The following is a 21638-nucleotide window of genomic DNA, read 5'->3' as shown; positions in this document are numbered from 1 at the left end:
TATAAAAAAGTGAATTATATTATTTTAATAAGCGCACCTTATGTATAGTTAAGTATAATTTGATACAATAACAATAGTAAAATTTTTATATGAAATAAAATAAGGAATAATAATGTTAAAAGATTTTGTAAAATTGGAAACTTTTTTGACTGTAGCACGTGAAAGAAGTTTTTCAAAAGCGTCAGCGAAACTGGGGATATCTCAACCTGCAGTGACACAACAGATTAAATTTATCGAAAAGTATCTGGGAGTAAAAATTATTGAGCGTAAAAAAAATGGTATTAAGCTTACGGCTGAAGGAGAAGAACTTTATAAGATAGCAGCAAGACTGGAAAAAGAGATCAACTCTTCAGAGAAAGATATACTTAAGATCATTAATAAACAGATGACATTCAGATTGGGAGCATCGTATACTATAGGTACATATGTTATCCCTGGTGAGTGCCTTAATGATATGGGTGAAGCGATCCACAATGATGTGAATTTAAGTATTGATCTAAGTGATGAGATTGTGCAGAAACTTAAAGACAGAAAGTTAGATGTAGGGCTTATAGAATCACCGGTGATGGATAATGATCTGATCTATAGAGAGTGGTTGGAAGATGAGCTTGTTCTTGTAAGTAATGTACCGATTCCTAAAATAGTTAAAACTGAAGAGCTCTATGATTATAGATGGATCTGTCGTGAAGAGGCATCTCACACAAGACGTGTTACAGCAGATGTGTTTGAAGAGCTTGGTGTATCATGTAAAAGTTTTGATGTTATCAGTGAAGTGAGTAATACAACAACTGTATTGCAAACGATCAAAAGAGCTAAAAAAGATGTAAACAAACCAGTGGTTTCTGTCATTTCAAAATATGCTATCGCAGATGAAGTAGCAAAGGGTGAACTTTTTGAAGCAAGACTTAGAGGATACACAATGACACGTAAGTTTTACATCGTTTACTCTAAAGAGAATAAGCATAATGCCTATGTAGATAATGTGGTAGATTACATCTTAGCAGGACAATGCTAAGAGAGACTAAGGCTTCTTTTTCTTAAGAAGCTTTTTATTTTCAGGGTTATTGAGTAGGGCTTCCATAGAACTTTTTTTAGACACCTTCTCTTTATCTACAGGTTGAGCAAGGTTAAAGATAATGGGATTATCTCCAACAAAGACTTGTTTTATCGCAAGCAGTGGGACTGTCACTGTCGAGCCGAAATTTTCAGATCCAAACCCCGCTTCAAAAGAAAAATATCCCGTATCAAGTTTTGCAGTTTCATAGGTGTACCCACTTAAAACAAATAACACAGTCTCATTAAAAGCTTCTTTAATACTAGAGGGGAGTTCAGGGTTAAAATTGATATGTTTTATTTCACAAGCAAGAGAAAATTCCTGATTTTTATTAAACAGATAACCAATGGTTTTTTCTATATGTTCTTCCATAAGTGTTCTGTATTCCGGAGTTTGAAAAAGGTTAATGGTCATTATTTTCCCTTTATAATATTTCTTATTTTTGAATTGTGAAGTTATTTAGAATTTTAAATCCTATCATAGCATTCATTAAAGCAACGTGTGTGTAGTCACTTATTTCCTCTTTTTTTATCTTTCTGGTATGCAGAAATCCTTCATCCAACAACTTTGCTCTCATCGTACCTTTTAGCAGAGGTTTTTCAGGAGTGAACCATTGTTCCCCATCATAAAAAGCAATATTTGCAATGGTGGTATCGGTTAAATATCCTTCTTTTTCTATGATTATTTCATCTGCATCATATTGCTTTTGAAGTAGAGTGTTTAGCTCTTCTCTATTTGCATATTTGTAATTGTATATGATATTAGAAGTGATAACTTTTAATTTATGTATCTCTTTGGGTTTATAAGGAATGTACTCTATAGAGTGTATTTTCTCATCATAAAGAATACGACAGCGATAAAGTCCTTTGGGTGGTGCCTGGATAAGAGAAGATATATCCAGTCTGTTTGTTGAATGAAACAGAGCTTTTCTGCTTTCATCACAACGTGCTTGGTGGTAAGAAAGATTAAACACTTCCCCATCTTCTATTTTTATGGTTTCTAAAAGAAGTGTTGAAGTATCATGCATATGAAAAGCTTATGTGTCAAAAAGTTCTGTAGAGAGATAACGTTCTGCTGTATCACAAAGGATAGTAACGATCGTTTTACCTTTATTCTCAGGTCTTGAAGCAACGAGGTAGGCTGCATGAAGATTTGCCCCTGCTGAGATACCTATAAGCAAACCTTCTTCTTTTGCTACTTTTTGTGCCATAGCAAAAGCATCATGATCGTTTACCACAATAGTCTCATCATAGATAGAAGTATTGAGGATCTTTGGTATAAACCCTGCACCTATTCCCTGTATTTTGTGTGGTCCTGGGGTACCACCACTCAATACGGCAGAAGTTGCAGGCTCAACAGCGATGGATAACATGGAAGGAAGTTTTTCTTTAAGTACTTCAGAAGTACCGGTAAGTGTTCCGCCTGTTCCCACTGCTGCAACAAAAATATCTACGTTGTTATGGGTGTCTTTAAGTATTTCAACTGCAGTGGTTTTTCTATGGATATCCGGATTATCCGGATTTTGAAACTGTTGTAATACTATGGCATTATCGAGTTCATGCAATAGGGCATTTGCTTTTTCTATGGCACCATTCATCCCTTTGACTGCAGGGGTAAGTACAAGCTCTGCTCCCAAATAGGTAAGCAGTTTTTGTCTCTCTATGCTCATTGAGTCTGGCATGGTAAGGATAAGTTTAAGTCCTTTGGATGCACAGATCGCAGCAAGTCCTATGCCAGTATTACCACTGGTAGGCTCAATGATAGTGGTGTTTTTAGTTATTTTTCCCGACTTCATTGCTTCGTTGATCATATTAAACGCAATCCTGTCTTTAACCGAAGATGTAGGATTCATAAATTCACATTTACCTAAGATGATAGCACCTGTTTCATTTGAAAGTGAATTGATTTTCACTAAAGGGGTATTTCCTATGAGTTCTTCAATACTATTTGCGATCATGCACTCTCCTTATTTAACTTTATAATTTATTATACTTTATTATTACTTTTGACTAAGCGGTTTGAATTCATAATTTTCATCATCATAATATTCTATGTCGCCATGTTCCATGTGATAGTGCCAACCATGGAGGAAAAGCGTTCCTGCTTCAACTCTTCTTTTTACACCGGGATAAGTCAATAGATTATCAAGTTGATAGACTACAGAAATTTTTTCTGTATAGCGAAGCATTCTCTCTTTACTATCATTTTTATAAGCGAGCATGGCTACTTTTTTTGCTTCTTTACCTAACTCCAGCCATTTAATGGTATGGGTATTTTCAGGGGTCTCTTTGATATCTTTATAGAGTGCTTCGATCGCACCACAGTGTGAGTGCCCACAAACAATAATATCTGAAACTTCCAAGATACTTGTTGCGTATTCTATGGCAGAAGCGGTAGCGTGAAAATCTGCATCAGGTTTGTATGGTGCTACAAAATTACCGATGTTCCTAATAATGAAAAGATCACCTGCTTTACTTCCTGTGATCATTGCAGGCATTACACGAGAATCACTGCAACCAATGAAAAGTGCTTTAGGGCTTTGTCCTTCATCAACAAGTCTTTTAAAACGCTCTTTACTCTGATTGAATTTTACTTTTTGAAAGTCCGCATGTCCTTTCTCAAACTCTTGGAGTTGACTATCCATTTTTTACACCCTTTATACTGTATGCTATCTCTTCACCAGCATACATAGACACAACTCCGTTATACTCAGCAGGTACTTTAAAACTTTTTTTCTCTAACGTCACCTTTTTAGTTATAGGTGTCACCCCATAAATATGTTGTGCATTGCCAGAGATAAAGGCTTGAAGATTTTCAAGGGGAGCATTATTTGTCTCAAAAAGTTCTGTGAGTACTTGTAATGCTATAGGTGCAGTAAAGACACCGGCAGCACAACCACAGGCTTCTTTAGCATGTTTAGGGTGTGGTGCTGAATCTGAACCGAACATGACTTTAGGGTGTGCTGCAAGGGCTACTTTAAGCAGTGCTTCTCTGTCTTCCGGACGTTTGGCGATAGGTTTACAAAAGAGATGCGGTTGAAGCATCCCGCCGGCAACATCATCAAGTGTGATGAGCAAGTGGTGTACAGTGATCGTTGCATAAAGATTTTCGTGCTTTTCAAGGGCCGCTACACTCTCTTTTGTCGTGATATGTTCCATAATGATCTTAAGCTTTGGAAATGCAGATGCCAGTTTTTCATAGATAGAGACAAACTCTGCTTCTCTGTCCATGACAAAACCGTTGGTCTCTCCATGCACACAAAGAGGAATGTTCAGATCAGACATGGCTGAAAGTGCAGGACGTAACTCTTCTACGTCAAAACCGCTTACACCACCTTCGGAATTTGTGGTAATGCCTGCAGGGTAAAGTTTGATCGCAGTGATATCATCACGTACAGACTCCAGAAAAGCCTTGTCATAGCTTGGCTTGAAAAAGAGTGTCATATACGGTGTAAACTTTTCATTACCAATAGCATGCATAATGCGTTCTTTATAGGCAATGATCTCTTCTTTACTACTTACAGGTGGTACAAGGTTAGGCATGATAATAGCCCCTGAAAAAGTATGAGCAGAGGCTTTGGCGATATTTTCTAACATTTCTCCATCTCTGAGGTGAAGGTGCATATCAAGTGGGGCGTCAAGAATCACTGGAGTCGTTAATGGCATTAAAATCCTTTAAAATATAATATTTTGAATGGTTGATATCTTTGGGTACGAACCAATAAATGATCTTCATTTTGCCACAAAGTCTATTAAAATCAAGCAAGTTTAGTAGCTTTGGTGGTACATAGGTAACTATAGGATAATCAATCCCCCCATCAAAAAGCTGATTGCAGCGTAAGATACGCAAAGAGCTTGCAAGCAATGCTTTATGCGGAGCATTGAACTCAAACTGCCACTTCGCATACTCAGAGCATGTAGGATAGTATCGACAGGAAGCAGGGAGCATTTTTGAAATGTATTGGTATCCTTTGATAGGGGCTAACCAGAATTTTCTTGTATCTATTTTTGTATCCTTACTCTACCATTCTCTATCACATAAGACTCTGACATATTCACCGCATGATAAATGATGGTACCGTATTTTTTACTATAGTATTGTAACAGAAGTTTTTGTTGAGTGGGTTCTATGGAGGGAGTGAACCAGCCGTTATTGCTTAAGACTATCATGTTTTTTGGCTTGCCTTCATAAAGCTTTTCGCTTGTGGCTTCAAAGCAGATGGCATTTCTGTAAGTGTTTTCATCTATTTTGTAATCTATAACGTCTTTACTTGCTTTATAATCTACGGCACCATCATAAAAAACTTTATTGACCCAGTCACTTAAAAAATCAGGCAGGGGATTACTCTCTCCAAAAGGGACAAGCACGACTTTGTTGGCTACAGAGATTTTTCCATTTGTGAAGATATAGGTAGAGTTTCGCGGTGTTTTACCATCCCAGTAAAGTCCACCCGTAACGATGGAGATTTGTTTGGCTTTTTTTTGAAGTTTGTCTATGAGTTCTTGTGAACGGTTTACGAACACAGGGAAGACAGACTCCGGTAAGATAACGAGTGTTTTGTTTGCGTCTATGGCTTGGTCTATGGTTTTAAAAAGCGCATCAAATTGCGCAGGCTGGAGCGATGCTTTCCATTTGTCTTCAACGGAGGTGTGGGTAGTCACTATCTGTATGGTGCCAGGTGGTATAGTTGAAGTGGCAATCGTTGTAGGTTGATAGGCTAGAAGTACTAAAAAAAGATAAAGCAATTGTTTTTTCCAAATAGCTAGAGTGATAGAAATCAAAATAATAGAAAATTGCCATTTTTCAATGCCTAAATAACTCTCTACAAATATGAGTTCAGGTTTGAACCAGTCAAAGCCAAAAGGATGAATATAGCTTAAGACTAAAAGCCCGATGGCTTTGAGTGTTAAAGGTAGCAGGGAGTAGGTAGCAGGGAGCAAAGAAGTGGTTTTTTTAACTAAAAATGCGATAAGCCAAAAAAGTATTCCATAAGAGAGAGCAATGACCATTAATCCTATGGGGATAGCCCAGATCATGTTATAGTGTTTAAAGCTCATGCTTATCCACCAAAACCAAAAAAGTCCTATGAAAAATCCAGAAAAAAACCAGGTTTTTTGCTCTTCTTGCAGCAGTAGGTAGAGCGCGGTGAGTCCAAACAGCGTCGTTAAAATCGGATGTGAGAGACCCCAATAGTCCAGATATATAAAGGCAGAGCTTAAAAGTGCTATCAAAAAGCCTCTTGTTAGCTCAAAAGTGCTAAAATACTGTCTAATTTTACTCAAAGGATTCCTTATGGATACTAACGGACTAGCTTCATTTTTGCCACTAATCATTTTATTTGCGATTTTTTATTTTTTAATTATCAGACCGCAACAAAAAGCACAAAAAACACATGCAGCAATGCTTGAAGGTCTTGTAAAAGGCGACAAGATCGTTACTACAGGTGGTTTGATCGCTACGATCGTTAAACCTGAAGAAGAGTTTATCAAAATCAAGCTAAATGATGAGGTTATCGTTAAACTAGATAGAGCTTTTGTATCAAAAAAGGTTGAATTGGGTGAAAACGCTTAATTTTAGAGTTATTATCTTTGCATTTGCACTCATTTTCGGGGTGGTGTTTTCTATCCCCTCTTTGATGCAAAGTGATAGTGGAAAGAAGATCACCTTAGGGCTTGACCTTCAAGGTGGACTTCATATGCTCCTTGGGATCAAAAGTGAAATTGCTATTGAGTCTCGTATTAAATCTATGGCTGCAAGTGTGAAGTATATCTTTGATGATGAAGAGATCATCTTCGATGACCTTCGCATGATAGATGGTGAAGAGATCACTTTTGAACTGCTTGATGGTGATGATCTTGTCAAAGCCAAAAAACTTCTTAAAGATGAATTACCCGGTACTGCTTTCGTTGAAACCGGATTAAAATTTTCTCTTAAAATGACTGATGAAGAGATGATACGTACAGAGCAAAATGCCATTCAACAGGCAGTAGACACCATCCGTAATAGACTCAATGAGTTTGGACTTGCTGAACCAACTGTAGCTAAACAGGGTGAAGACAAGATCCTTGTAGAGGTACCTGGTATCAAAACACAGGAAGATGAGCAGCGTATACGTGAACTCATCGCACGTGCAGCGCACTTACAGCTTATGGCTGTGGATGAAGACAGAGCAGCAAGAGTCAACACTATGAGTGCAGATGAAGCAAAAAGTTTTGGTGATGTGATCCTTACGGATGTCAATACACCGGAAAAATATCTGCTTCGTGCCATTCCTGTTTTGGATGGTTCTATGTTGACCGATGCCAAAGTAGGGTTTGATGAAAATAATCAGCCTGTGATAAACTTTACACTTAACGGACAAGGTGCCAAAATATTTGGTGACTTTACCGGTAAAAGTGTAGGGAAGCGTATGGCAGTTGTTTTAGATAACAAAGTCTACTCTGCACCAAACATCAATGAGCGTATCGGTGGTGGTCGTGTGCAGATCTCTGGAAGATTTGAACTTTCAGAAGCACATGACTTGGCTATTGCACTTCGTTCAGGAGCATTGCTTGCGCCTGTGTATGTCATGGAAAAAAGATCTGTGGGACCAAGCTTGGGTGCAGACAGTATTAAAGCAAGTTCACTTGCTTTGATGCTTGGGTTTGTATTGGTCGTAATTTTTATGGTATTTTATTATGGAATGGCAGGTGTGATCGCGAATGTTGCCCTTATAGGAAACCTCTTTTTGATCTTAGCCATTATGTCACTCTTTGGTGCGACACTTACACTTCCGGGTATGGCGGGTATCGTCCTGACAGTGGGTATGGCAGTTGATGCCAATGTAATCATTAGTGAACGTATACGAGAGCTACTGCATCAAGGCAAGTCTATTGGAAAGTCCATAGAAGATGGGTATAACAATGCCTTTACTGCTATTTGGGATGCCAACGTAACTACATTGATCGCAGCAACTGTACTTTATGCCTATGGTACGGGTGCTATCAAAGGGTTTGCTCTTACGATGAGTATCGGTATTTTGGCATCTATGTTGACTGCGATCGTAGGAACACATGGTATTTACCAATGGATCTTGCCTCGTATCGATAAGAAAAAACTGAACTTCTGGTTTGGTATCAAAAGTGAAGGGGCGAAATAATGGAAATATTTAAATATAAAAAACCTCTTTCGTTAATGAGTAAAAGTAAACGTTTTGGTTTGCTTTCTGTTACTGTACTGATACTTGCACTTGGTTTGATCATCGGTAAAGGTTTTAACTATGGTATTGACTTTGCTGGTGGTACGCTGATACAAGTACAATATGAAGGTAATGCACCTATCAAAGAGGTACGAAAAGCACTGGAGACAGATAAAGCCTATGAAGGTGCAACCGTTACTTTCTTCGGAGGTGAGGATGAAGTGGTCATCCGTACTAAAATGTCTTCAAAAGCTTTAGGTGAAGATGTTGGAGACAAAATCCGAACATTACTTAAAGATACGGGTGACTTCAAAGTAAGAAGAGTTGATATGGTAGGGGCAAAAGTAGGATCTGAGTTACGTGAACAGGGACTTATGGCTATGGTACTTGCCATTATCGGTATCCTTATTTATGTTTCATTCAGGTTTGAGTGGCGTTTTGCAGTAGCTGCTGTAATGGCATTGTTACATGATGTTACGATTGCTATGGGTATGATAGTGCTTGTTGGTGTAGAAGTTAACCTCGACATTTTAGCAGCACTTTTAACCATACTTGGTTACTCTCTGAACGATACGATCATTGTATTTGACCGTATCCGTGAAGGAATAAGAACCATCAAAGATCCAGATCTTGGTGTGATCATCGATGAGTCTGTGACACGTACACTTTCACGTACAACATTGACATCTTTAACAACATTCTTCGTTGTTCTGTCACTCTTCCTTTTTGGTGGAGAGATCATCAACGGGTTTAGTTTCACCTTGCTTGTGGGAATCGTTGTAGGTACATACTCATCTATCTTCGTAGCATCTCCTATTTTGATGTGGTTAGGTTTCTCTGTTTCCGGATTTAGAGAAAAAGAAGCAGCAAAACTCAAAAGAGAGAAAGAGAAAGAAAAAATGCGTGCGATGTATGAAAATGGTACGATATAATAGTTGAAGCATTTTTTCTTTTCTCGCCAAAGGCGTAGCTTTAGTGAGATGAATTGAATAGGGGCTTTGCTCCTATTCAAGAAGAAGATAATAATAGCAAATGAGAGCAATGTACGAAAACGGTACAATATAATTAAATTTTAAGGAGTTACTATGCAATGGGGAAAAGTTTTTTATATGTTTTTTACGTTGATGTCTCTTACGACATCTGCAGCATTTTTGTATGATGAAGCGCTTGTGGCATTGTTTATAGCGGGGTCAGTAAATGTTGTTTCGACGATTATGAAAATCGGTGTGAGAAATTTACTTGCTGCAGAACTATTGGCAGGTTCATTAGTAGCTGACCTGCACTTGATACCTGCATTTTTTGCACTAAAATTTTATGATAATCATGAACTTGCTACAGGATTGGTCATAGGGGCTGTTATAGCGAATCTTTATACTATTGTTATCTCTATAGTAGAGAGTTCTAAAGAGAAAGCAGACTTTTAAGCGATCTTCTTTAAGGAGTACACATGGTAAAGATGCCTACACTTCATGGAACAAACTCTGAACTCAAACGACAAGAGATCAAAGAGTATTTTCAATATTGTTACAAACGCTATGAATCACTTTTTGATCTCATAGCAGATGAAAAAGCCTATTTTCAAAAAGCAGATCCTCTTCGTCATCCTATCATTTTTTACTACGGGCATACAGCCACATTCTTTATTAACAAATTTAAACTTGCAAAGATCATAGATGAACGTATTGATGCAAAGCTGGAATCTATCTTTGCTGTAGGTGTAGACGAAATGAGTTGGGATGACTTAAATGAAAAACATTATGAATGGCCTACGCTAGAAGAGACACAAGCGTATCGCGATAAAGTATATGATCTTGTCTCTAACTTGATAGACAGACTTCCTTTAACCCTTCCTATTACTGAAAGTTCTCCTTGGTGGATCATTTTAATGGGTGTAGAACATGAGAACATCCATCTTGAAACCTCTTCTGTACTTCTGCGTCAACTTCCTTTTAAAATGATCAGAGAAGATGAAAAATGGAAAGAGTGCGAAAGTGTTGGTGCCGCCCCGAAAAATGAACTTTTGGATGTGAGTGCCGGTAGTGTGATACTTGGTAAAAATAGAGATGCCCAACTCTATGGATGGGATAATGAGTATGGTGTGCATCAGGTAGATATCCCGGCATTTAAAGCATCTAAATACTTAGCCAGCAATGCAGAGTTTCTTACTTTTGTTGAAGGGGGTGGTTATGAGAGTGATGATTGTTGGTGTGAAGAGGGTGCTTCATGGAAAAAATATACGAATGCCAAACATCCTCTGTTTTGGATAGAAGATAACACGGCTACAGCAGGTTATAGGTTTCGTACACTAAGCCGTGAGATAAACTTGCCACTTAACTGGCCTGTAGAAGTGAACTACCTGGAAGCAGAAGCATTTTGTAAATGGTTGAGTGAAAAAGAGAGTACAACTATCACATTACCTACGGAAGATGAGTACATACGTTTACGTGATGAAGTGAAAGTACCCAGTTATTTAGAGTGGACAGCTAAGGGCAAAGCTCCTGCAAACATCAACTTAGAGGGCTTTGCTTCTTCCGTGCCGGTAGATACATATGAACAGGATGGATTTTATGATGTGGTAGGTAATGTTTGGCAGTGGTCACGCACGCCTATCTATCCTTTCGAAGGATTTAAAGTTCATCCTATTTATGATGACTTTACGGTACCGACTTTTGATGGTAAACATAATCTCATTAACGGAGGTTCATGGGTAAGTTGTGGAAACCTTGCTACGCAAGAGAGCCGTTACGGTTTCAGGAGACATTTTTATCAGCATGTGGGGTTTAGATATATTCAGAGTCATTATGAAGAGCAAGTAACGACTAACTCTTATACCACAGATAGCATTATCTCTCAGTATTGTCATTTTGGTTGGGGTGAAAATGGCTTGGGCGTAGAAAATTATCCTGCAAAGTGTGCAAGTATTGCTTTAGAATATATGAAAGACAGACCAAAAGGTAGAGCATTTGATATAGGTTGTGCAATAGGACGAAGCTCTTTTGAACTTGCACGCGGCTTTGATGAAGTGATAGGCGTAGATTTTTCTGCAAGGTTCATACAGGAAGCACAAGTACTCAAAGAGAATGGTGTACTTCGTTATGTTATGCCTACAGAGGGTGAACTTGAAAACTTTTATGAAGTGAATCTTGCAGATTTTAATTTGGAAAATGAACGTAAGAAAGTAGCATTTTGGCAATCAGATGCCTGTAATCTAAAGCCTATTTTCAAAGATTTTGACCTTATCTTTGCAGGCAATCTTATAGACAGACTCTATGACCCTAAAAAGTTTTTAGATTCACTTGCTTCACGTCTGAATGATGGAGGACTATTCATTATGACATCTCCTTATACATGGCAAGAGGAGTCTACGCCTAAAGAAAAATGGATAGGTGGCTATAAAAGAGATGGTAAGAATGTTAGTACTTTAGAGGGGTTAAAAGAAATACTGGAACCCCACTTTGAACTCATAGATACAAGAGATGTCCCTTTTGTCATCCAGGAAACAGCTAGAAAATATCAGCATACTATTGCAGAGATGACGGTATGGCAGAAACGATAGTAATGGGTAAGAAGATGAATTTTGAAGCGCAAGACAGAAGAGGCACTTATACCACTAAACTAGATGATGCCATAAAAAAGTTTGGTACAGATGATCTGCTCCCTTTATGGGTAGCTGATATGGATCTGGCTTCTCCTGTTTGTGTCCAAGATGCTATGAAAAAAAGAGCACAACATCCTCTTTATGGTTATACTGTTTATCCGGAACGATACTACAAAGCCATTAGGAAATGGATGAAAAAATGTTTTGACTGGAAAATTAAAACGAATTGGATCGTGCCTTGTTATGGTGTAGTGCCTTCTATGAATTTTGCTATAGAGGCATTCACAAAAAAGGGTGATGGCATACTGATACAAACACCCATTTATCCTCCTTTCGCATCTTCGGTGAAACATAGAAAGAGAAAACTTCTTGACAATACTCTAGTCTATAAAAATGGTAAGTACGAGATAGATCTTGAAGATTTTGAAACAAAAGCAAAAGAGGCAAAACTTTTTTTGCTCTGTTCTCCACACAATCCTACAGGTAGAGTTTGGGAGAAGGAAGAGTTAGAGAAAATAATAGATATCTGTATTGCATATGATGTATTGATCATTTCAGATGAGATACATGCAGACCTTGTGTATGAAAAGACACATCATGTCATAGGGAATTTTGAGAAGATGCAAAACAAATGCATTATTCTAAATGCACCTTCTAAAACATTCAATGTTGCAGGACTCAATACTTCTTATGCTATTATACCTGACGATAAACTCCGTAGAAGATATACGGTAGAGCAGAATAGATCAGGTATTACGAATGGAAATCCTTTTGGTATAGCAGCACTTATGGCTGCATATGAAGAAGGTTCAGAGTGGTTGGAGGCTTTAAAAGTTTATCTTTGGGCTAACATTGAGTATGTGAATGAATTTATTAAAAACCATAAACTACCTATAAAAACTGTTAAAACAGAAGCAACTTTTTTAGTATGGCTTGATTGTAGCAAGATGGGCTTTACACATGAAGAGTTGGTCAACTTTTTTGTACATGAAGCCAAGCTTGGACTGAATGACGGAAAAAGTTTTGGAAATGCAGGTGAGGGATTTATGCGCCTAAATATAGGAACATCTAAAGAAGTTTTAGAAGAAGCGATGCAAAGATTATTAACTGCATATAAGGAAAGAATTTGACAAAACTTATTTTATGGTATTTTGCACTCTCTCTTTATCTGTATGCTCTACCGGCAGGGATTGAATCACAGATAAAGAAGTCTGGAATTTCAAAAAAAGATATAAGTATTTTTATTAAAGAAGTAGATGTAGGGGGTAGAGTCATTGCTTCCCTTAATGCAGATAAAACAAGAACACCTGCTTCAGTGATAAAAGTTTTGGCAACCTATGCTGCTGTGTTAAAACTGGGGTTTGATTATCGTTGGCCTACACAGTTTTACACTACAGGTGCACTGCAAAATGGTGTACTTCGCGGTGACCTGTATGTGAAAGGTTTTGGTGATCCTACACTTGCTGCCAAAGATCTTGAAAGTATTGTTGCAAATATTAAGGCCAAAGGTATCCAAAAAATTACAGGTAATATTGTGATAGACAGAAGTTACTTTGATGTAGGCTCAAAAGACAATTCAGGATTTGATCAGCATACCTTCAGCCCGTATAATGCAATGCCAGATGCCATGATGTTCAATGAACGCGTAAGTACCATTTGCGTTACACCGAACAAAAATGATGTGCGTAAAAAATATGTAGACGGAAGTTATAAAATACGCAATAATCTACAGCGTGTAAACAAACCATGCAGAGGCAGATATTCTTGGCCGCGTGTGAAGATAGATAAGAGCAAAGTAGTACCTGAGGTTCTACTGCAAGGTAAAATTTCCAAGCGATGTGGGAAACGTAATATATGTAAAGTCATTACCAAACCCTATAAATCGTTTTATTATGCCCTTAAAGATGCATTGAAAAGATCAGGTGTAGAAGTAGCTGGTACTATGCGTTTAAGTAAAATTTCTCCCAATGCAAATATACTGTTCACGCATTACTCTAAAAGTTTAGAAAAGATCGTCTCTAAAACAGCTAAAAAATCAAATAACCTTTATGCACGTCATCTATTACTTTTTTTGGGAGCTAAAGTATATGGTGCACCAGCTACAGCCAACAAAGGACGAAAGGCTGTTGAGTACATTTTGAGAAGTAAAGGTGCTTTGAGTAGAGGAACACTGAAAATAGACAATGGCAGTGGACTTTCACGCTCTGCGAAAATGTCTGCAAAGATTTTAGCAGATATGTATGATAATGCTTATGGCCGTTATGGACAAAGATGGATGAACACCCTTTCCATCGCAGGGGTCGATGGAACCATCAAAAAACGTTTTAGAGGAACCGCTGTTAAAAAACGTGCCTGGATGAAAACGGGGACACTAAAAAGAGTTAAAAATATCGGTGGGTATGTTAAAAGCAGATCGGGTAAACTCTATACAGTAGTGATATTGGTCAATACCAATCAAGGAAGATGGAAAGCTGCAAAACTTCAAAATGATATCATAACATGGTTGGTGAAATATAAAGGTAGAGGTGCGATGAGAGTAGATAATAAAGTTGTCAAAAAAGTAACCAAAAAAGAGTCTACTCAAAAATCATTATGGGCAATGAAGACAAAAACACCCCAGAAGCAGAAAAAATATCCTGCAAAAAAGACAAATGTAAAAAAGACAAAAATATCACAAAAACAAAAAAGTCATGCTTCAACTTCTTCAGGAAAGTATTTTATCCAGGCGGGCTCTTTTTCACACGCTCCAAACACAAAATACCTCTCAAGTATTGAAAGTTTAGGCTTACCTTATAAAGTACGTCATGAAACTCAATATAAAGTACTTGTAGGTGCATATAGAAGTGAGAAAAGTGCAAGAATAGCGTTGGAAAAAGTACGTAAACACATTAATGCTGGTGCTTTTTTGGTGAATAATACAAGAAAAATGAAGAGTGAAGATCCTGCTCTCTACTAAACGGACACTGTCATAACAAGAGTAAAACTACTTTTTACTAAGTGTAGTACCAAACACCGTTAAATTTTTACTCCCTTTCTTTATAGTAAGGTTTTCACCATTTAATGAGAGCAAGAACTGTAACATTGAGTAAAAAGAGTGTCAGTATCAGCGTATAAAATTGTTCCAGTGTGATGAGATGATTTTTAGTATAGGCAATATTGATAACAATGAAAGCAAGTTCTGCACGACCCAACATACCAAAACCTATCATGATGCTCTCATGCCATTTATATCCGCCTGTGTATCTTGCCGCAAAAGAAGCTGAGAGGATTTGCAGTATAAATACAGATCCAAAGAGTACTAGAGCAGCAGGTAAGATATCTAAAATGATCTCCATATTGAAGATGAGTTGTGTCCCCAGCATGACAAAAAAGATAGGACCAAAGATAGTAAAAGCAAGATGGTTGATAACAAACTCTGCATCTTTTTTATGGTTGGCAATCTTCTCATCTTCAGTACAGAGGAAATACTCTTCTTTTAAAAACAGTCCTGCAACATAACTAAGTCGGAAAAGTGTAACGACGCATAGGCGAAAGCTAGTGATGCCCATAGGGTGGGCTTTGCAAACGCAATCTTTCACAAGATATTTCCTTCAACGTAGCTATGGCTATGTTTTAAAAATCTCTTGCAAAATTTCACATTTGCAAAACCCATTATGAGTATCTAGGGTATCCATAGGATTCTATACTTTACCCAAAATTTGTGTACTTTTCAAATCTTAACCCCAAGTAGGGTATAATCCTCTTCATTAAATAAAAATAATAGAGCATAAATGAACTTTGAAACATACCCTTTTGAGAAACTCAATACCCTACTTCAAGACATCGTACCAAACTCTGAGTATGCACCATTAAGTTTGACTATTGGTGAACCACAGTTTGCCACGCCACAGTTTATTTTAGATGCATTAAACCAGAACGCATCACTACTGAATAAATATCCTAAAACAGCAGGTGAAGCTGTTTTACGAGAGGGGATGTTGACGTATCTCCAAAATAGATTTGATCTTACATTGGATAATGCACAGATCATTCCTACTTTTGGAACGAGAGAAGTGTTGTTTAACTTCCCTCAATTCTTACTGCATGACATTGAAAACCCAGTGATGGTTTTTCCCAATCCTTTTTATCAGATCTATGAAGGTGCAGCAAAAGCATGCAGGGCTGAGGTGATCTATTTGAATCTTAATGCTTCTAATGATTTTCAACCGGTGGTTGATGAGGTAGCATTGTCAAAAGCTGATTTTGTCATCTTGAATTCACCCAATAACCCTACCTCTTCCGTCATGCAAATGGATGCTTTGAAGCTCTGGGTAGAGTTGGCACTTAAACATGATTTTGTATTGCTTAATGATGAGTGTTATGCTGATCTTTATTTGGATGAGTCATTACCATCATTACTGAATGCAAGTATAGAAGTAGGAAATGAAAGTTTTAAAAATGTGTTGGTCATCAACTCTATTTCTAAACGTTCATCTGCACCAGGGTTACGTTCTGGGTTTATTGCTGGTGATGCAAATATTTTAAAAGCATACATGGTTTACAGAACGTATGTTGGTTGTGCTTCACCTCTGCCTTTGCAATATGCATCAGCAGTAGCATGGGCTGACCAGGAACATGTAGATGGATTTAGAGCAAAGTATATAAAGAACTTTGAAGTAGCCAAAGAAGTTTTAGGTGTTGATGCACCTGAAGCTACATTTTACATCTGGCTCAAAGTGGAAGATGAGATAGCCTTTACGACTGAACTCTATAAAGAGTATAACCTCAAAGTGATCCCCGGTTCATTTTTGGGTAGAGAGGGTGAAGGTAAAGGGTATGTGAGACTTGCACTTGTGTATGAATCAGATAAGACAAGAGAAGCACTGCAACGCATAGCGCGTTGCTTGGAAAATTAGAAAGCACCCCACTTACGCTTTAGCGACAGGGTATCGGCATTTAGTGCCGGAAAATCAGTATTGGAGAATAAATAGATGGAAATGCCAGAAATACACGTAGAAGAGTTAAAAAAAGATCCAGAGTTTTTAGCAAATATAAAAAGACTTGAAGAAGAGTGTAAGGAGGAAGAGAGCATTGCAAAAGGGTATCAACTTTTAGATGCTCAATTGGTGATTGAAGCATCAGAGGATGATATCAATGAAGTGTTTACATTTATCGTAAACACAGCCTTTGATAGACTTGCAGAGTATCTCTCAACGCACAGATCATTTGATATGAATGACATAGAGGAGAGAGCGATAGCAAGAGCTATTTATGAACATGCCATTCAGCGTTACAGTGAAAATGACAAAAAAGGTGCCAAAGAAATGTTCCTTGTGCTGCACCATACTATTGATCATGAAGAACTCAAAGATGCGATGATGATACATGCATGTGCAGTCATGGCAGGAAACAGCTTTGAAAACTTTATCGAAGATATGGTTGATGTTAGAGGCATAGATGAGACTGATCCACTTGCCTTTTTTATCCAAACATTTGTACAGCCAAATGACATCCTTTTAACGATGTATGCTAAGTATGTACAAGAGGGGAAAGAAGAACTTAAAGTGTTGGAAGAGAGCAAGTAGTATGAAGATTCATTTTATCGGCATTGGTGGCATAGGGCTTTCTGCATTGGCAAAGTTTTTGGTGAATGACGGGCATAAAATTTCTGGAAGTGATATCAAACAAACAGAGATCACCAATGATCTAGCAACGAATTTTGATGCAAAGATCACCATTCCTCACCATCAAGATGCAGTAGAAGGTGTCGATAGAGTGATTTATTCAGCAGCAGTACGTCCTAATAATCCTGAGTATCAAAAAGCACAGGAGTTAGGTATAGAATTACTTTCTAGAAAAGAGTCACTCAAATCTATTTTGGGAGAGAAAGAAGTGTATGCCGTAGGTGGAGCGCATGGAAAGAGTACTACTTCAGCGATGCTCTCTTCTATCATCCCTGAGTCAAATGCACTTATCGGTGCTATCAGCAAAGAGTTTGGCTCAAACGTGCGTAATTACCCTAATAACAAAGTAGTTTTTGAAGCAGATGAGAGTGATGAGAGTTTCTTGAACTCTAATCCTTATTTGGCTATCGTTACCAATGTTGAGCCGGAACATATGGAGTACTACGAGTATGATGAAGAACGTTTCTACAATGCATACAGAAACTTTTTATCATTGGCTAAAGTACGTGTTATCAATGCAGAAGATGAATTTCTCTCTTCTATAGAGATGGAGAGTATTAAACTTTACCCTTCCAAAGATATCAAAAATATCGAATTTGTTCTAGTGGATGGTGAACCACATACGAAGTTTGAGCTTTTAGACTTGGGTGTCTTTGAAGTATTTGGCTTTGGTAATCATATTGCCCTTGATGCGGCATTGGCTATTTTAAGTGCTTTGGAACTGGGTGAAGACCTAGAAGATATCCGTCAAAATCTTTTGAACTATAAAGGGATCAAAAAACGTTTTGATATCGTTCAAAATCAAGAAAACTGTGTGGTCATAGATGACTATGGGCATCACCCCACAGAGATCAAAGTAACAATGCAGTCACTTCAGTCTTATAAAACTTTACGTGAATTCACCAAATTAAATGTTATTTGGCAACCACATAAATATAGCCGAACCATGGATAATCTTCAAGCATTTGTAGAGTGTTTTGACGGTGTAGATGAACTTGTTATTCTCCCTATCTGGGCAGCAGGTGAACTTGAAGTAGACATCGACCTAAAAGGCGCATTTAGCCGCTATAAACTTCTTATGGCAGACTCAGTGACAAAAGAAGATGGTGTTGTAAAAGTGTTTAAAGACGGACATGTCATACAAGAATACAGTGATGGACTTGTCACGGCTTTTGGTGCGGGGGATATTACCTATCAGATACGTGGAGAGGCTTAATTCGCCAGCCAGCCATTTTCTACTAAACTCTTATAAATCTTTTCAGCCATCTGTTTATACCCTAGAGCATTAGGGTGTATCTGGTCATTTTTTAGTGAAGGTTGACTGAGGATATTTGCCAATACACCATCAAGAAGAGGTACTTTTTCCTCTTTAGCCACCTCTTCATAAAGTTCAAGAGGTGTAAGTCCAAATAAACCAATATTTGGTACAGCAACAAGAAGCACATCTATCTCTTTTGCTTTAGCCATACGTATCATCGTTTTAAGATTATTTTTAAGTGCATCCATTGATTGTCGTCTCAGTATATCATTTCCTCCAAAACACAGTATCATCAGTTTAATAGACTTATCTTCAAGTAGTTTAGGTAAACGTTGAAGTCCTTCATCAGATGTTTCACCATTCATACCGGCATTGATCACCTTGTGCCCTGTAAGAGAGGAGAGATGAGCAGGATAACTCTCATCATAACTGGCTCCATGTCCGTAGGTAAGACTGTCACCAAAAGCCAATATTGTTTTATGGGGTAAAAGGGTATTCATTTTTGTACTTTTATTTGGAAGTGTAAGGAGTATCAACACAACAAGTATTGTAGCTATTATATATTTCATATGCTTCCTTATATGAGAGTATTATAGTATAATTCCATCAATTAGCGTTAGAGGAAAAAGTACGTGTCAATGCAACAAACAAATGAAAAATCCATTATCCAAAAACTAGACCTTGATGGGTATATCCATCAGTTCAAACAGTTTTTAGCTAGAGAGAAGCCTGTGGTGATGATGGGAGATATTAATCAACACTATCGTTATATACAAGCACTCTCAAAAGTACAATTCCCTACACCAAACCCGGTACCAAATCTTGATAGAGAGTTAAATCTCATTAAAAAACAGGGGGTACTCTCTTTAGATGAGATCTATGCTTTTGTGACGATGTTCTCCTATTTTAATACTTTAAAAGCAGTAGGTTTCACAGAACCGCTTATCTCTTGGGTACAAGGTATAGAGATACCTGAAGAGATCGTCGAGATCATAGGCTATTTTACAGAAGAGGGTAGCATCAACCCTGAACGTGACCCTGAACTCTTTAAGCTTGAACGTGCCATAAAACAAAACAAGATAGACATCAAAGAGACCCTTTATAAACTTGCTCACTCGAGCAGATTGAGAGATCATCTGGTAGATACACAAGTCCACTTCAACGGTGGCGAAGAGACGCTTTTGGTTCGTGGTGGGTTTAACAATGTCATTAAAGCTACAGTAGCAGCACGAAGTCCGGGTGGATTCTTCTATATTATTCCGCAAAGTATCTCACATCTTAAAGAGAAAGAGTCAGCCTTACTTAGTACTAAAGAAGAGATCATTTATAAATATTGTAAAGATATCTCAGCTGTCTTTTTTAAATGGGAGCGTTTTTTAGCTTTTATCAACAAAGAGTATGACAGGTTTGACCACTACCAGGCACGGGTAAGTTTTGCAAGAGCCAAAGAGTATGAATTTATATTGCCGAGCAAACAAAAGCGTATTAAATTGCAAGACTTTGCACACCCTGCCATAGAAAATCCTGTACCCATTACCATGGATATGAATAAGCAGATCATGCTTGTTACGGGAGTGAATGCAGGTGGTAAAACGATGTTGCTTAAGTCTATGTTAAGTGCTGTCTATATGAGTAAGTACCTTTTGCCTTTTAAATGTGATGCTTCAAAAACGGAAGTGGGACACTACAAGAGTATAGAAGCGGTTATTGATGATCCTCAGTCGGTAAAAAATGATATCTCTACGTTTGCAGGGCGTATGCAAGAGTTTGCAAAACTGTTTTCTAAAGAAGATGCCATTGTAGGTGTGGATGAGATAGAATTGGGAACCGATAGTGATGAAGCGGCAAGTCTGTTCCGTGTCATGCTTGATGAATTGCGTAAGAAAGGTATTACCTTTATTGTGACCACCCATCATAAGCGCCTGGCTTCATTGATGGCTTCAGATGATGAGGTAGAACTCATCGCTGCACTCTATGATGAAGAACGAAGAATGCCTACTTATACCTTTTTACAAGGGAGTATAGGAAAGAGTTATGCTTTTGAAACAGCACAGCGGTATGGTATTCCCGTAGCTATTGTCAAAAAAGCTAAAGTAGTCTATGGAGAAGATAAAGACAATCTCAATGAACTTATAGAGAAATCTACATCACTCGAACGTGAAATGCGTATGAAAATTGCTAAAATAGATGATGAGTTAAAGTCTGTGGAGAAGCTGAAAGAGAAACTTCAAGATGAAGAATTTAAGCTTCAAGAGAGCCATCGAAAAGCGATCGCTACATTGGAAAACCGTTATAATGCAGCTACAAAAAAGGCAAGAGAGGCACTTAAAGCCAAAGAGTCAACAGAGGGGAGAAGACTACTCAATGTTGCCCATCAACGTAAAGATTTTAAGCAAAAAGAGGTGAAGTTGGCAGACGAAATACCGCTCAAAGCAGGAGATAAAGTAAAATACCGTTCCCATAAAGGTGAGTTACTCTCTTTACGTGGAAAAGATGCCACTATTATCGTCGATGGATTGAAGATGAGAGTACCTTTGTCTCAGCTCAAGAGAAGAGGAGATACACCTAACATAAAAGTGAAACCTAAACCAAAGCAAGCCAAAGTAAATGTGGAAAAATCCACTGCAAGTGTTTCTGTGAAATTACTTGGTATGTATGCAGATGAAGCTATAGATACCGTCGATAAATTTCTTTCCGATGCATTGGTAAATGGACTGAGTGAAGTGCAGATCATCCATGGTACAGGGGGAGGAGTTTTATCTAAATTAGTAGGAGAGTATCTTAAGTCTCATCCTAAAATATCAAAATTTTATCGTATGCCGGGTAATTTGGGTATTACTGTAGTGGAATTGTAAAGTTATTAAGATGACTTTATAACCCTTTTTTTA

Annotated in this window: 21 protein-coding genes; 12 read left to right on the top strand and 9 right to left on the bottom strand. The window is 37.8% G+C overall.

Going from position 1 to position 21638, the window contains the following annotated elements; genetic code table 11:
• Positions 1-112 precede the first annotated feature (112 nt).
• Positions 113-1015: a LysR substrate-binding domain-containing protein gene (locus tag ACLHDG_RS11980; protein WP_415406474.1), complete on the top strand. Its 903-nt coding sequence runs from the start codon at positions 113-115 to the stop codon at positions 1013-1015.
• 6 nt (positions 1016-1021) lie between these two features.
• Here the strand turns inward: ACLHDG_RS11980 and ACLHDG_RS11975 are convergent, their stop codons facing one another.
• From ACLHDG_RS11975 to ACLHDG_RS11945, 7 genes are read right to left on the bottom strand one after another with little or no spacing between them, the layout of a single operon-like run.
• Complete coding sequence (locus ACLHDG_RS11975) at positions 1022-1468, bottom strand: hypothetical protein (RefSeq protein WP_415406473.1); 447 nt, start codon at positions 1466-1468, stop codon at positions 1022-1024.
• 22 nt (positions 1469-1490) lie between these two features.
• Positions 1491-2081 carry an aminotransferase class IV family protein gene (locus ACLHDG_RS11970; protein ID WP_415406472.1) on the bottom strand — a complete coding sequence of 197 codons (591 nt, stop codon included), beginning with the start codon at positions 2079-2081 and terminating at the stop codon, positions 1491-1493.
• Between the two features lie 9 nt (positions 2082-2090).
• A complete protein-coding gene (gene cysK / locus ACLHDG_RS11965; protein ID WP_415406471.1) occupies positions 2091-3011 on the bottom strand; it encodes a cysteine synthase A in 921 nt (306 codons plus the stop codon).
• 42 nt (positions 3012-3053) lie between these two features.
• Positions 3054-3698 carry a carbonic anhydrase gene (locus ACLHDG_RS11960; protein ID WP_415406470.1) on the bottom strand — a complete coding sequence of 215 codons (645 nt, stop codon included), beginning with the start codon at positions 3696-3698 and terminating at the stop codon, positions 3054-3056.
• Complete coding sequence (gene pyrC, locus ACLHDG_RS11955) at positions 3691-4719, bottom strand: dihydroorotase (RefSeq protein WP_415406469.1); 1029 nt, start codon at positions 4717-4719, stop codon at positions 3691-3693. Before pyrC ends, ACLHDG_RS11960 begins: the two co-directional genes overlap by 8 nt.
• Positions 4691-5059 carry a membrane protein insertion efficiency factor YidD gene (gene yidD, locus ACLHDG_RS11950; RefSeq protein ID WP_415408340.1) on the bottom strand — a complete coding sequence of 123 codons (369 nt, stop codon included), beginning with the start codon at positions 5057-5059 and terminating at the stop codon, positions 4691-4693. The genes pyrC and yidD overlap by 29 nt, the downstream gene beginning before the upstream one ends.
• Positions 5056-6336, bottom strand: a complete 1281-nt coding sequence (locus ACLHDG_RS11945) for an apolipoprotein N-acyltransferase (protein ID WP_415406468.1) — start codon at positions 6334-6336, stop codon at positions 5056-5058. The genes yidD and ACLHDG_RS11945 overlap by 4 nt, the downstream gene beginning before the upstream one ends.
• A 10-nt stretch (positions 6337-6346) precedes the next feature.
• On the opposite strand from ACLHDG_RS11945, the gene yajC reads away from it, so the two are divergent.
• The 7 genes from yajC to dacB all read left to right on the top strand — a co-directional run bounded on the left by yajC (position 6347) and on the right by dacB (position 14785).
• The gene (gene yajC, locus ACLHDG_RS11940) at positions 6347-6625 is read left to right on the top strand and encodes a preprotein translocase subunit YajC (protein ID WP_415406467.1); all 279 of its coding nucleotides are present in this window, start codon (positions 6347-6349) and stop codon (positions 6623-6625) included.
• Positions 6612-8192 (top strand): protein translocase subunit SecD, encoded by a 1581-nt coding sequence (gene secD / locus ACLHDG_RS11935; RefSeq protein ID WP_415406466.1) that lies wholly within the window; start codon positions 6612-6614, stop codon positions 8190-8192. The genes yajC and secD overlap by 14 nt, the downstream gene beginning before the upstream one ends.
• Positions 8192-9163, top strand: a complete 972-nt coding sequence (gene secF, locus ACLHDG_RS11930; protein ID WP_415406465.1) for a protein translocase subunit SecF — start codon at positions 8192-8194, stop codon at positions 9161-9163. Before secD ends, secF begins: the two co-directional genes overlap by 1 nt.
• Positions 9164-9316: 153 nt before the next feature.
• Positions 9317-9655 (top strand): DUF6394 family protein, encoded by a 339-nt coding sequence (locus tag ACLHDG_RS11925; RefSeq protein ID WP_415406464.1) that lies wholly within the window; start codon positions 9317-9319, stop codon positions 9653-9655.
• Positions 9656-9678: 23 nt separating this feature from the next.
• Complete coding sequence (gene ovoA, locus ACLHDG_RS11920; RefSeq protein ID WP_415406463.1) at positions 9679-11787, top strand: 5-histidylcysteine sulfoxide synthase; 2109 nt, start codon at positions 9679-9681, stop codon at positions 11785-11787.
• Complete coding sequence (locus ACLHDG_RS11915) at positions 11772-12959, top strand: MalY/PatB family protein (protein WP_415406461.1); 1188 nt, start codon at positions 11772-11774, stop codon at positions 12957-12959. Before ovoA ends, ACLHDG_RS11915 begins: the two co-directional genes overlap by 16 nt.
• Positions 12956-14785, top strand: a complete 1830-nt coding sequence (dacB, locus tag ACLHDG_RS11910) for a D-alanyl-D-alanine carboxypeptidase/D-alanyl-D-alanine-endopeptidase (protein ID WP_415406460.1) — start codon at positions 12956-12958, stop codon at positions 14783-14785. Before ACLHDG_RS11915 ends, dacB begins: the two co-directional genes overlap by 4 nt.
• Positions 14786-14879: 94 nt before the next feature.
• Here the strand turns inward: dacB and ACLHDG_RS11905 are convergent, their stop codons facing one another.
• Positions 14880-15407, bottom strand: coding sequence for a cation:proton antiporter (locus ACLHDG_RS11905; protein ID WP_415406459.1), 528 nt, complete (start codon positions 15405-15407; stop codon positions 14880-14882).
• 192 nt (positions 15408-15599) lie between these two features.
• Between ACLHDG_RS11905 and ACLHDG_RS11900 the strand changes: the two genes are divergently transcribed.
• The 3 genes from ACLHDG_RS11900 to murC all read left to right on the top strand — a co-directional run bounded on the left by ACLHDG_RS11900 (position 15600) and on the right by murC (position 18708).
• Complete coding sequence (locus ACLHDG_RS11900; protein ID WP_415406458.1) at positions 15600-16724, top strand: succinyldiaminopimelate transaminase; 1125 nt, start codon at positions 15600-15602, stop codon at positions 16722-16724.
• An 81-nt stretch (positions 16725-16805) separates the two neighbouring features.
• Positions 16806-17393 (top strand): hypothetical protein, encoded by a 588-nt coding sequence (locus ACLHDG_RS11895; protein WP_415406457.1) that lies wholly within the window; start codon positions 16806-16808, stop codon positions 17391-17393.
• A 1-nt stretch (position 17394) separates the two neighbouring features.
• Positions 17395-18708, top strand: a complete 1314-nt coding sequence (gene murC, locus ACLHDG_RS11890) for a UDP-N-acetylmuramate--L-alanine ligase (protein ID WP_415406456.1) — start codon at positions 17395-17397, stop codon at positions 18706-18708.
• Here murC and ACLHDG_RS11885 read toward each other — a convergent pair.
• The gene (locus ACLHDG_RS11885) at positions 18705-19319 is read right to left on the bottom strand and encodes an arylesterase (protein ID WP_415406455.1); all 615 of its coding nucleotides are present in this window, start codon (positions 19317-19319) and stop codon (positions 18705-18707) included. The two genes, murC and ACLHDG_RS11885, sit on opposite strands and share 4 nt — an antisense overlap.
• 69 nt (positions 19320-19388) lie before the next feature.
• Between ACLHDG_RS11885 and ACLHDG_RS11880 the strand changes: the two genes are divergently transcribed.
• Positions 19389-21605: an endonuclease MutS2 gene (locus ACLHDG_RS11880; protein WP_415406454.1), complete on the top strand. Its 2217-nt coding sequence runs from the start codon at positions 19389-19391 to the stop codon at positions 21603-21605.
• Positions 21606-21638 lie beyond the last annotated feature (33 nt).

It is taken from the genome of Sulfurovum iocasae (assembly GCF_047716765.1).
In the GTDB taxonomy this organism is placed as follows: domain Bacteria; phylum Campylobacterota; class Campylobacteria; order Campylobacterales; family Sulfurovaceae; genus Sulfurovum.
Note: the sequence above shows the minus strand (reverse complement) of the source record. Positions and strands in the feature narration are given on the sequence as shown.